Below are 11,683 nucleotides of genomic sequence, written 5' to 3' on the forward strand. Positions count from 1 at the left end.
GAATACTTCGGTGACTCCGTCGTCCGAAGCCACTCCGCGCGGCGCGGGTCGTCGGGTCGGTGCCCGCCAGTTGGCGCGCCTGGCCGAGCGTCTGTCTGACCGTGATCGCGACGTCCTGCAGATGATTGCCGACCATCGCTACCTGACGACACATCAGGTTCAGCAGTTCTGTTTCGTCGACCACGAGACAGCATCGACCGGTGCCAGGGTTACCCGGCGGGTCCTGTCCCGCCTCGGGCGTGACGGTCTGATCGCGCCGCTTGAGCGGCGGGTCGGCGGCCTTGGGTCGGGTAGCGCGGTGACGATCTGGCGGCTCACGGCTGCCGGGTCGAGGATCGTCTACGGCGATGCCAAGCGGCGTCGCGGTACCGAGCCGTCCGAGCGGTTCCTGCGCCACTGTCTGGCAGTCGCCGATGTTCATGTGTTGCTGTGTCAGCATCGCCGCATCGAAGCCATCGAGAGTGTCGCCGTCGAAGTTGAGCCGGCGTCGTGGCGCAAGTATCTGGGACCGGGTGGGGGGCCGCGCTGGCTGCAGCCGGACCTGTCGGCCGTGATCACCACCGCCGATTTCATCGATCGTATGTTCATCGAGGTCGATCTTGGCACCGAGTCGCTGCCGACCCTGCTGCGCAAGTGTCAGTACTACGAGGATTACCGCCGCAGCGGAACCGAGCAGGATCGCCATGGCAGCTTCCCGTTGGTCGTGTGGCTGCTGACAACGACTGAGCGGGTCACGAAGCTGCGCACCGCGATCGATCGCCGTCAGGGGCTGGCCTCGGCGATGTTCCGCTACGCCACCCCCGCAACATTGACGCAGGTCCTTGCCGGGGGCGACTCATGATCGCGCCGCGGAACCGGATCCTCCTCGGTGACGCGCTCGATCGTGTCCGCCAGCTGCCGGATGACTCGGTTGACTGCGTGGTGACCAGCCCGCCCTACTTCCGGCTGCGTGACTACGGTCATGCCGATCAGCTCGGGCTCGAGGCGCACGTCGACCGTTGGGTCGACCAACTACAGCAGCTCATGTCAGAGCTGCGGCGCGTACTCGTGCCGACTGGGACGATCTGGCTGAACCTGGGCGACAGCTACAGCGTCAAACCAGCCGAGGGCGCCGCGCGCAAAAGCCTACTGCTCGGGCCGGAACGTCTGGCGCTGCGCCTGCTCGACGACGGCTGGTTGGTGCGCAACAAGATCGTGTGGGCCAAGACCAACACCGTCCCGACCAGCGTGTCGGATCGACTGGCCACCAAACACGAGTTCATCTACGTGCTTGCCAGGTCTCCGCGCTACTTCTTCGACCTCGACGCCGTCCGCGAGCCACATGTCAGCCGCCCACCGAAACGCAAGACGCCGACGCGGCCAGCATCACGGAAGCCGAACCGACCCGCCTGGCTGGGACCGAACAGTGACGGCGATCGAGGACTGGTCACACTGCACGCGGCCGGGCTGGTGGGCCATCCGCTCGGCAAGAATCCCGGAGACGTCTGGCAGCTGGCCGTCAGTAGCTATCGGGGGCCGCATTTCGCGACCTTCCCGATCCGGCTGGCTGAGCGCATGATCCGGGCCGGCTGCCCGGAACGGCGCTGCAGCCGGTGCCGTGCGGCCTACCGGCGTCCGGTGCACAGGCTTGGTGCTGTCGCCACCCGTCTGGCGTTGCGGGCGCGGTGCCAGTGCGACGCAGCGAGCGAACCGGGGCTCGTACTGGACCCGTTCCTCGGCTCCGGAACCACGGCCATCGCCGCCGAAAGCCTCGGCCGTGACTGGCTCGGCATCGACATCAACCCCGACTATGTCGCGCTGGCCGCCGACCGCATCGACGGTGAGCGCGCGACCGGTCAACGAAAGGAGGTGATCCATGAATGAACACCATCAACCAGCACAACACAACGAACGTGAGCAGCAACCCAGGCTGCGGCCGCGCATCTGGGTCGGCAGCCTGGCCGGCTACAACGCCGGACACCTGCATGGCGACTGGATCGATGCCGCCGTCACCGACGAGGAACTCCGCGCCGCAGTTGAGCGCACCTTGGCCAGTAGCCACGAACCGGACGTCGAGGAGTACGGCATCTTCGACTACGACGAGTTCGGCGCCTTCCAGGTCGGCGAACACGAACAGCTCGACATCGTGGGCCGCGTGGCACGTGGTATCGCCGAGTACGGCCCAGCCTTCGCCGCCTACGCGCAGCTCCACGATGCCGATCCCGGCATGCTCGATGCCTTTACCGACTCCTACTCCGGCGACTACGACTCACCCGAGGACTGGGCGCGCGAGGTGCTGCACGACGGCCTCGAGACCGCGATCGACGCGGCGGTGCCCGACGCGCTGCGTGGCTACGTGTCGATCGACTACGCCGGCTTCGCCCGCGACGCCGAACTGTCCGGTGATGTGCACTTCGAGCCCTCATCAGACGCCCGCGTCCATGTCTTCACCATCCCGTAACGAACAGGCCCCTTCGTCGGGGGCCTGCGGCCGCAGCAGTGAAAGCATTCCGCCTTCACCGGTCGCACCACCCCGAGGAAGTGGCCGAACAACACCCGCACGGGACTGCTCGGACAAACACCCTCAGGAAGGAGGAGACGGTCATGAAGACCCTTGCCGTCCGACTGGACGACGAACTGCACGCCCGCATCGGCATGCTGTCGAAACTCAGCGGCATGACGGTCACGGACACCATCCGCACCGCCATCGAGAAGCACCTCGACACCCTGGCAGGCGATCCCGCGATCACCGCCAAGGCCGAGGAACTTCGCGCCGAGATCGAGAAGGAAGCCGCAGTGCAGCAACAGGCACTCGCAGCCCTGTTCGCCCCGTCCAGCCCGCAGGCGTCCAAGTCCGCCCGCGGCCGCACCGCCAAGGGATAGCCCCACACGTGGGGAGCCGTCCGTCCACCCCGGCGGGAGCCAGCCCGAGTCTCACGATGACTCGCTGGCTCCCGCCACAACACACCAAAAGAACACACAAGGAAAGACTTCCCTGTAATTCGATGTGGAATGAACAATTCGCATTCCCATTTCGAAACAATTTCTATACAATAGGAAATGAATGGGAGGACTCTAGAAATGATAAATACCACTAATCAGCCGGCTGCCGATAATTCTCTCGGCAGCCTCATTCACGATGCGCGCACGAAAGCAGGATTCACCTTCCGTGCTCTCTCTGAGGTATCCGGCGTCGCCCAGGGGCAAATATCGAAGCTCGAAAAGGGCCAAGTATTGAAAGTGAACCCGGCCCATATCGCCGCACTAGCCGAACCTCTCGGCTTGTCCCTTTACGCGATGTACGCCGCAGCTGGCTACAAGACACCCGAGTCGATCTCGCAACTCGCCGGTGACCTCGAAGACAAGATATGCCAGCTGCCGCCCGAAGCCATCGCCAGGCTGGAGCGCTACGTCGAGACCCTGCTGAATGACCCCGGGGCTGCGTCATCGCCGAGTTCGGCATACGCCAATGAGCCGGCAGCGAGCAACTAACTCATCGAAGCAAGAAAGGAGGACCAGCGACATGAACGACAGCACAACAACAGGGCCGCAGGTCGCCGTCTCATACCTGCGTGTCTCGACCACCCGGCAGATGGACACCGGTGCCGACGTCGACGCCGAAGGCAACTCAATCGCTACCCAGCGTGAGGCCAACAACGCCAAGGCCGCACGAATGGGAGCCATCATCGAGAAGGAGTTCGTCGAGCCAGGAGCATCCGCGCAGACCATCGACAAACGCCCGGTCTTCAAACAGCTGCTCGCCTACCTCGGCGAACACCCCGACGTCTCGCTGGTGATCATCTACATGCGCTCGCGCGCATTCCGCAACCTCGGTGACGCCGTCATCACCAAACGACGACTCGAAGCCATGGGCGTCAAGCTCGTCTCCGCCAAAGAAGACTTCGGCGAAGGCATCATGGCCGACGCCATGGAAGCGGTCACCGACATCATCAACGAAGTCCAGGTGCGGATGTCCGGCGAGGACATCAAAGTCAAGATGCGCCACAAGGCGCAGATGGGCGGCACCAACGGCCGCGCCCCCATCGGCTACCGCAACGTGCGCATCGAACACAACGGGCGCCAAGTCAACGGCATCGCCGTCGACGAAGAGCGCGCTCCGCTGATCAAGCAAGCCTTCGAAATGTATGCCACCGGCGACTACTCGATCGACCGACTCCAGGAGGCCATGGCCGACCTCGGGCTCAGAGCACGCCCGCAAGGACGCGGCGGCGCAAAGGAACTGTCCCGGTCCCACCTGCACCGCATGCTCAGCGACCCCTATTACATCGGCATTGTCCGCTACAAGGGCGAGACGTTCCCGGGACGTCATCAGCCGATCATCTCAGCCGATCTGTTCGAACGCGTGCAGAAAGTCATCGAAGACCGCTCCGCAAGAGGACAACGCGACCGCGTCCACTACCACTACCTCAAAGGCCTGCTGTATTGCGAACGATGCCGTGCCGAGGGCCGCACCTCCCGGCTGGTCTACACCGAGGCCAAAGGCAACGGCGGCAACTACGCCTACTACCTGTGCCTGGCCCGCCAACGTGGTGAATGCGATCTACCGCACCTGCCCGTGGCCGACATCGAGTGGCACGTCCTGAATCACTACGCCAAGCTAGGGCTACAGTCGAAGTTTCTCGACTACATCCGCGAGGCAATCGACCGCGCCATGGCCGACGCCCAAGCCCACGTCCGCGGGTTGCACGTCACCTACCGCAAGAAGCTCGACAAGCTCGCCCAACAGGAAGAACGACTGCTTGATCTAGCCGCCGACGGCGACCTCGCACCGGACAAGATCCGCGTCCGGCTTCGCAAGATTCAGACCGAACGCACCCGAGCGCAGCAAGGTCTCGACGACACCGGCGAACAACTCGAACTCGGTGCCCGCAATCTCCAGCAGTACCTCGATCTACTCGACGACCCACAGTCACTCTATGTACGCGCCCCCGAAGACGGACGGCGCGACCTCAACACCGCCAGCTTCAACAAGCTCTGGCTCGACGACGCGGGCGTCGTCACCGACGAACTCACACCAGCGATCAGCGAGCTACACGAGGCAGCACGTACCTTCACACACCACAACAGCGCATCCGAAGCGGACTGCGCCACCGACAACCAACAGGGCTCTGACGAGGGAGAAACCCAAAAACTCCCTGGAGATTCCAGGGAGTTCGGGTTGAACCATCGGCTCCGGCTCGCCGACATGTTCCGTGTCGGTTCGAGTAAGAACGTTCTGGTGCCCCCAGTCGGACTCGAACCGACACTCGGCGGATTTTAAGTCCGCTGCCTCTGCCAATTGGGCTATGGGGGCGTCAGGGACATCTTGCCAGGGGCCCGACCGGGCTCGACCACCGATTGGCGGGGGATACGATGACGGGGTGAGTGACGCACGCATGCAGGTGGAGATCTGGTCCGACATCAACTGCCCGTTCTGCTACCTGGGAGTCAACCAGTTCCTCGTCGGGCTCGGCGACTTCGACCACGCCGACGACATCGAGGTGATCCACCGGTCCTTCGAGCTGGATCCCTCGCAGCCGCGCGGGGCCGCCGGAGACGTCGTGGAGCACCTGGCGGCGAAGTACGGCTACACGCACGAGCAGGCGGCGCAGGGAGAACTGCAGATCGCTGAGATGGCCGAGGGCTTCGGGCTGCCGTATGTGACGTCGAACCGCGACTTCGGCGACTCCTTCGACATGCACCGGCTGGTGCACCTCGCCGCCGAGTCGGGCCGTGCCGAGGATCTGTTGCTGGCCTTCTTCCACGCCAACTTCGGCGATGAGCGCCGCCTGTTCGGCGACCGCGAACGCTGGGTCGAGGTGGCCGTCGGGGAGGGCCTGGACGAGGCCGAGGTGCGCGCGGTGCTCGACGACGGTGAGCGCTACGCGCAGGCGGTGCGCGACGACGAGCAGCTCGCCCGCGAACTGAACTGCCAGGGCGTGCCCTACTTCGTGCTCGACCGCCACTTCGTCGTCGCCGGCGCCCAGACGGCCGAGGTCTTCACCGACGCGCTCCGGCAGGGCTGGGAGCGCTACACCGGCGTCACGTCGACGTAGTCGGCGAACCCGTACTGGTCGTGCGGGCCGATCACCGCGAACTCGAAGAGTCCTTCACCGTGATGGACTGTGCCGTCGGCATCGGTCAGCGTGAACGAGGCCACGTGGTCGACCGGGCAGAACAGCTTCATGGTCGGATCCAGCTCGGACACCTTGAGCCGTTGGGCTTCGACCTTCTCGTCGCCCTGCCACATGCCGTGGCGCCAATCCTGCTCCAGCCCGTAGCCGGTGCCGAAGCCGATGTAGTTGCCCAACTGGGGCGTCGCCTCGACGACGGTGGTGGCGCCCGACGGCTTGATGAACCGCAAGATCGCCGAGGACGGCTCGCGACCACCCGGGATGAAGGTGATCTCGTGTTCCACCCGGCCCAGCCACTCGATCCCGCGTGCCGGGTCGGCCCAGATCAGGCGGGCGTCGCCCATCACGCGCTCGCCGTCGCGCTGTTCCTGCACGATGGAGACCACCGCGAAGTCGTCGAATCTCATGACAGCGTAAATCCAGAAGAACCCCGCCGAATCGGTGTCTGCCGCCCGCCGGCCCGGCGGCTCGGCCTCGCCGACCGGCCGCACGCCCCATGACCGGTCGCGGTTGCCGCGCCAGGTGTCCGGGTCGACGTCGAACCGCTTGCCGTCCAGGGTGATCGAGCCCGACCAGGCGCCGGTCTGGACGAAGCGCTGGGTGTCGAAAGTGACGCGTTCCAGCTGCCGCTGGAAGTGCCGCGGCTCCAACGCCGCCGGGGCATCCGCGGTGAACTCCATGTCGAAGGAGACGTCGCCGTGCCCCGGTTCCAGCGAGATCCGTAGGCGCTGAAGGCCTTCGAGCACCTCGATGCGGAAGGGGCCGACCCGCAGGTCGTCCCGGTCGTCTCCGAGCGCGCGCGAACCACGCACGACGATGTGGTCATCGCCGTGGCGGACGACGACGAAGCAGTCCGTGACCGCCAGATTGGGATAGACGCCCAGACCGAAGATGAGCCACGGGCCGGTGGGATCCTCGTCGCCGCCGGCCAGTCGGGGATGGCAGTTGAAGTAGTAGCGGTCGTAGAAGTTCCGGTCGGAGGTGCCGACGTGCCGGATCACCTCGGCGATCTGATGAACGGGATGGTCGTCCATTGGGGAGAGCGTCACTTGATCGCCCCCCAGTACTCGCCGTCGAGCATGGCCTCGAGCGTCTTGCGGTGCATGATCATGTCGTCGGGATCCTCCGGCGCCTCGGCCTGACCGAAGTGGATCGCACGCGTTTGAATCCGGTACATCACGACCGCGTGGATCAGCGCCGAGTACAGCGTGTAGAAGTCCAGGTTGCTGGGCTGGTGACCGGTCTCGGCGAGGTAGGCGGCGGCCACCTGGTCGCGGGTGAGGAAGTCGGGGAGTCCTTCCATGCCGGCCATCTCGGTGATGTCCTGGAAGAACCGGTGCAGGAAGATCATCCAGGCGATGTCGAGCTCACGCGGTCCGACGGCCGCCATCTCCCAGTCGAGCACGGCAGTCGGGGTGAAGCCGTCGTACATGATGTTGCCGATCCGGGCGTCGCCCCAACACAGCACGGGGTCGTCGTTCTCGGGAGGCAGATTCGCCTCGACCCAGGAGAAGGCGCGTTCGATCAGCGGCGCCGATATGCCGTCGCGGCTCGTCCAGTCGTAGAACTCACGAAGCCGGCGCAGGTGCGCGCGCAGCGGCGTCTCGTCGTCGCGCGGCGGCTCCAGGTCCGCGCCGTCGAGCGGAGCGGCGTGGATCCGGCCGAGGACCTCGACGCTGCCTCGCACCATCTCGGCACGCTCTTCCGGCGTGGCCTCGGTGACCCACGATCCGAACGTGTACGGCATCACGTCCGGTGGGACACGGCCCTCGGCGCGGCTCATCACGAAGAACGGTGCGCCCAGCGCTTCCGCGTCCGGCTCGGACCACCACAGCCGGGGCACCGGCACCTCGGTGGTCTTGGACACGTGCTCGATCAGCTTGAACTGGCCGTCCAGGTCGTACGAGGGGAACACCGGATCACTGGCGGCCAGCGGTGCGACGCGCACCACCAGGCTCTCCGGCCGTCCGTCGACGACTGCCTCGGCCAGCAGGGTCTCGCTGGACATGCCGTTGGCCGAGGGGAGAACCACCTCGGTCACGCCGGCGTCGTCGCCGGCCCTGGCTTTGATCCAGGCGTCGAGACGGTCGCGCAGCCATTCGGGTTCGCGCTGGGACTGGGTGGGTCGCGCGATCTCGCGACCTTCATCGGCATCGGATGCGAGGGAAGACACACCAACATGCAAACACGAGGCGCCGCTCCGGGGAGGCGATCTCTAGAACACGTTCCAGGTTGGAGGCGCGTTCAACGGAATTGGTCAAGAGTCGGTAAAGTCGGAACCAATGCGGCGCGACGGGCGTTGAATCGGCAAGAGTGGTCGCATCCAATTCGTTTCGAAGGAGCAACAACAGTGCGCGAGAGCAGCAACCCGGTGATGCGCGGAGTGATCCGCGATAACCAGCCTGCCCCCTACGCCGGCTTCGGTCAGGCTGTGCCGGGCGCCCAGCAGGCCGCGTGGACCGCCGGCCGTCAGCAGACCAGCCCCTACGACCAGCAGGGCCAGCAGGATTTCGTCCAGGCCCCCACGTCGAGCCGCCAGATCACCATCGACGACATCGTCGTGAAGACCGGGATGACTCTCGGCCTTCTGATCGTCGTCGCCGTCGCGGCCTACGCCGCGATCGCCTCGCGTGCCGGTGACAGCGCCCAGATGGCTCTGGCCACCCCGCTGCTGGCCGTCGGCGCCATCGGCGGCCTGGTGCTGGTGCTGGTCGCCAGCTTCGGCCGCAAGCAGGACAATCCCGCGATCGTGTTGTCGTACGCGGCGCTGCAGGGTCTGTTCGTCGGCTCGATCTCGTTCGTGTTCGCGAACTTCATGGTCGGTGACGGCGTCAGCGCCGGAGCCCTGATCGGCCAGGCCGTCCTGGGCACCGTCGGCGTCTTCGCCGGCATGCTCGTGGTCTACAAGGTCGGCGCCATCCGCGTCACCCCGCGCTTCACGCGCATGCTGATGGCCGGACTGTTCGGCGTGCTGGCTCTGATGCTCGGCAACCTGGTCCTGGGCCTGTTCGGCGTCGACATGGGCATCCGCAGCGGTGGGCCCATCGCGATCATCTTCTCGCTGGTGTGCATCGCGCTGGCCGCGTTCTCGTTCCTGATCGACTTCGACGCCGCCGACCGCCTGGTCAAGGCCGGCGCTCCGTCGAAGGCCGCCTGGGGCGTCGCGCTCGGCCTGACCGTCACCCTGGTCTGGCTGTACGTCGAGATCCTGCGACTGCTGACGTACCTGAACAGCGACTAGTCACACCTCTCAAGAAATTCTTGGCGCTTTGACCGACCCCTGAGGTCGGTCAAAGCGCCATAATTCTGCCCTCAGCCCCGGGAGTTGAGGGCATTGGTCAGTTTGAGCACGCAGTCCTCGGCGTCGTAGCGGATCGCCTTCCAGGAGAACGGCAGCAGCAGCCATCCGATGGCGGCGAGCGAGGCGGCCTTGTCGCTGTCGGACTCGAACCGCGAGTGCGTGCGGTGATACGACCAGCCGTTGATCTCCACCGCCACCCGCCGTGCGGGCCAGGCGAAGTCGAGCCGCCTGCCGGCCAGCTGGAACTGCTGTACCCATCCGGTGATCTCGTGCAGGCGCAGGATCTCGACGAACAGTCGCTCGGCGGTCGACTCGCTGCCGGCTTCGAGTACTGCAATCAGTTCCCGGGCCAGGCTGAGGCCGTGCGCGGAGTTGCGGTCCAGGGCTGCGCGAAGCGATTCGATGGTGACCTCACCCTGCTGCAGCGCCCGGTCGATCAGCGCGGCGCCGTCATCGACTTCCTGCGCCGCCGCCAGGACGGTCAGGGGCCGGCGCGTCACCTTGATGCCCCGCAGCTCTTCCTGGTCTTCGGCGGGGAAGGAGCGGCGTTTGACGGAGACGGCGAACGGCGACTGAGTCTGGCCGTGGACGCTGCGGGGTGCGCTGACCGTCACCACCGGTGGGAGCGTGTCGATCAGGCCGTGCCAGAACGCCGCCGCAGTGCGGTCGGCGACTGCGCGGTGGGTCGCCACGGCGACGCGCACCCGTGCCACGTCCGTCAGATGGTGCTGGCTCGACAGGTGCACACCCCGGGACATCGTCAGCCAGCGGCCGGCCTTCAGCCTGCGGCTGACCTGTCGCTGGGTGAGGCCGAGTGAGCGTGCCTGCGACGTGGTGATCACACCGTCGTGGTCGGCGAGGAAGGCGTCGACGGGGTCCATGCTCGGTTAGACGCGCCGTGTGCGGTGCCGGTTCCCTCGCCGCGCCGACCCCCGGAAAAGATTTTGGCGCTTCAACCGACCGTGGAGGTCGGTTGAAGCGCCAAGAATCGGTAGGTCAGCTGAGGCGTTCGATGATCATCGCCATGCCCTGGCCGCCGCCGACGCACATGGTCTCCAGACCGAAGGTCTTGTCGTGCGTGGTCAGGTTGTTCAGCAGGGTGGTGGTGATCCGGGCGCCGGTCATGCCGAACGGGTGGCCCAGCGCGATCGCTCCGCCGGAGACGTTCAGGCGGTCGTGATCCATGCCGAGGACGTCGGCCGAGCCGAGCACCTGCACGGCGAAGGCCTCGTTGATCTCGTAGAGGTCGATGTCGCTGATGGACATGTCGGCGATGCGCAGCACCTTGCGGACCGCCTCGATCGGGCCGAGGCCCATGATCTCGGGGGACAGGCCGGTGGCGGCGGTGGCGACGATGCGTGCCAGCGGGGTCAGCCCCAGTTCCTTGGCCTTGGTGTCGCTCATGATCACCAGGGCGGCGGCGCCGTCGTTCAGCGGGCAGGCGTTGCCGGCGGTGATGGTGCCGTCGGGACGGAAGACCGGCTGCAGCTGGCTGATCTTCTCGTAGGTGGTGCCGGCGCGGGGGCCGTCGTCGGTGGTCACCTGGGTGCCGTCGGCGAGGGTGATCGGGTCGATCTCGCGGGCGAAGAAGCCGTCCGCGATCGCCTTCTCGGCGCGGTTCTGGCTCAGCACGCCCCAACGGTCCTGGTCCTCGCGCGAGATGCCGGTGAAGCTCACGACGTTCTCGGCGGTCTGGCCCATCGCGATGTAGACGTCGGGGATCAGGCCGTCCTCGCGGGGATCGTGCCACGGGCCCTGGCCACCCTGCGCGGCGAGCGCAGTGCGGGCCTCGGCGTCGGCGAAGACCGGGTTCTTGGAGTTGGGGGCGCCGTCGGCGGCACCCGAGGTGCCGAAGCTCGACACGCTCTCCACACCGCCGGAGATGATGACGTCGCCCTCGCCGGCCTTGATGGCGTGCAGGGCCATGCGAGTGGTCTGCAGCGACGACGAGCAGTAGCGGTTCACCGAGACGCCGGGAACGTGGTCCAGGCCGAGCTCCACAGCGACGACGCGGGCGATGTTGTACCCGCCGGCACCGCCGGGCTGGCCGATGCCGAGGTGGATGTCCTCGATGTCGGCCACGTCGAGTTCGGGCACCTTCGACAGGGCCGTGGAGACCATCTGGCGGGCGAGCTCGTCGGGGCGGACATCCTTGAGGGATCCCTTCCCGGCGCGGCCGATCGGGGAGCGGGCAGTGGCAACGATGACAGCTTCTGGCATGCCGTCAGAGTAACCCAGCGCCATACTGAGGCGGACCAGAGTCGAGTTC

Annotated in this window: 12 protein-coding genes and 1 tRNA gene; 8 read left to right on the forward strand and 5 right to left on the reverse strand. The window is 66.1% G+C overall.

Translation table 11 applies throughout. The annotated features are described in order from the left end of the window. The first annotated feature begins 10 nt into the window (after nt 1–10). From ABD732_RS13895 to ABD732_RS18775, 6 genes are all read left to right on the forward strand, one after another. Complete coding sequence (locus tag ABD732_RS13895) at nt 11–841, forward strand: replication-relaxation family protein (protein ID WP_045536702.1); 831 nt, start codon at nt 11–13, stop codon at nt 839–841. Beyond that, entirely contained in the window at nt 838–1,863 is a 1,026-nt protein-coding gene (locus ABD732_RS13900; protein WP_344784734.1) for a DNA-methyltransferase, read from the forward strand. The genes ABD732_RS13895 and ABD732_RS13900 overlap by 4 nt, the downstream gene beginning before the upstream one ends. Beyond that, complete coding sequence (locus ABD732_RS13905; RefSeq protein WP_052692359.1) at nt 1,856–2,440, forward strand: antirestriction protein ArdA; 585 nt, start codon at nt 1,856–1,858, stop codon at nt 2,438–2,440. The genes ABD732_RS13900 and ABD732_RS13905 overlap by 8 nt, the downstream gene beginning before the upstream one ends. 143 nt (nt 2,441–2,583) lie before the next feature. Beyond that, nucleotides 2,584–2,862 (forward strand): DNA-binding protein, encoded by a 279-nt coding sequence (locus tag ABD732_RS13910; protein WP_045536698.1) that lies wholly within the window; start codon nt 2,584–2,586, stop codon nt 2,860–2,862. A gap of 198 nt (nt 2,863–3,060) precedes the next feature. Beyond that, complete coding sequence (locus tag ABD732_RS13915; RefSeq protein ID WP_163847113.1) at nt 3,061–3,471, forward strand: helix-turn-helix domain-containing protein; 411 nt, start codon at nt 3,061–3,063, stop codon at nt 3,469–3,471. A 100-nt stretch (nt 3,472–3,571) separates the two neighbouring features. Then, nucleotides 3,572–5,260 carry a recombinase family protein gene (locus ABD732_RS18775; protein WP_425553057.1) on the forward strand — a complete coding sequence of 563 codons (1,689 nt, stop codon included), beginning with the start codon at nt 3,572–3,574 and terminating at the stop codon, nt 5,258–5,260. Here the strand turns inward: ABD732_RS18775 and ABD732_RS13925 are convergent. After that, a tRNA-Leu gene (locus ABD732_RS13925) sits at nt 5,217–5,293 on the reverse strand. The two genes, ABD732_RS18775 and ABD732_RS13925, sit on opposite strands and share 44 nt — an antisense overlap. 67 nt (nt 5,294–5,360) lie before the next feature. Here ABD732_RS13925 and ABD732_RS13930 point away from each other — a divergent pair. Next, a complete protein-coding gene (locus ABD732_RS13930; RefSeq protein ID WP_344784741.1) occupies nt 5,361–6,035 on the forward strand; it encodes a DsbA family oxidoreductase in 675 nt (224 codons plus the stop codon). Here ABD732_RS13930 and ABD732_RS13935 read toward each other — a convergent pair. Both ABD732_RS13935 and ABD732_RS13940 read right to left on the reverse strand, forming a co-directional pair. Beyond that, nucleotides 6,011–7,147, reverse strand: coding sequence for an Rv3169 family protein (locus ABD732_RS13935; RefSeq protein WP_344784743.1), 1,137 nt, complete (start codon nt 7,145–7,147; stop codon nt 6,011–6,013). The genes ABD732_RS13930 and ABD732_RS13935 overlap by 25 nt on opposite strands. An 11-nt stretch (nt 7,148–7,158) precedes the next feature. Beyond that, nucleotides 7,159–8,286: a phosphotransferase family protein gene (locus ABD732_RS13940; protein WP_344784745.1), complete on the reverse strand. Its 1,128-nt coding sequence runs from the start codon at nt 8,284–8,286 to the stop codon at nt 7,159–7,161. A 177-nt stretch (nt 8,287–8,463) separates the two neighbouring features. Here ABD732_RS13940 and ABD732_RS13945 point away from each other — a divergent pair, with 177 nt between their 5' ends. Next, nucleotides 8,464–9,354 (forward strand): Bax inhibitor-1/YccA family protein, encoded by an 891-nt coding sequence (locus ABD732_RS13945; protein ID WP_344784747.1) that lies wholly within the window; start codon nt 8,464–8,466, stop codon nt 9,352–9,354. Nucleotides 9,355–9,425: 71 nt separating this feature from the next. Here the strand turns inward: ABD732_RS13945 and ABD732_RS13950 are convergent, their stop codons facing one another. Together ABD732_RS13950 and ABD732_RS13955 are read right to left on the reverse strand one after the other, a co-directional pair. After that, nucleotides 9,426–10,295 carry a type IV toxin-antitoxin system AbiEi family antitoxin domain-containing protein gene (locus ABD732_RS13950; RefSeq protein WP_344784748.1) on the reverse strand — a complete coding sequence of 290 codons (870 nt, stop codon included), beginning with the start codon at nt 10,293–10,295 and terminating at the stop codon, nt 9,426–9,428. 115 nt (nt 10,296–10,410) lie between these two features. After that, nucleotides 10,411–11,634, reverse strand: a complete 1,224-nt coding sequence (locus ABD732_RS13955) for an acetyl-CoA C-acetyltransferase (RefSeq protein WP_344784750.1) — start codon at nt 11,632–11,634, stop codon at nt 10,411–10,413. Between the last annotated feature and the right edge of the window lie 49 nt (nt 11,635–11,683).

The sequence above is a fragment of the Gordonia caeni genome, from assembly GCF_039537105.1.
In the GTDB taxonomy this organism is placed as follows: Bacteria; Actinomycetota; Actinomycetes; order Mycobacteriales; family Mycobacteriaceae; genus Gordonia; species Gordonia caeni.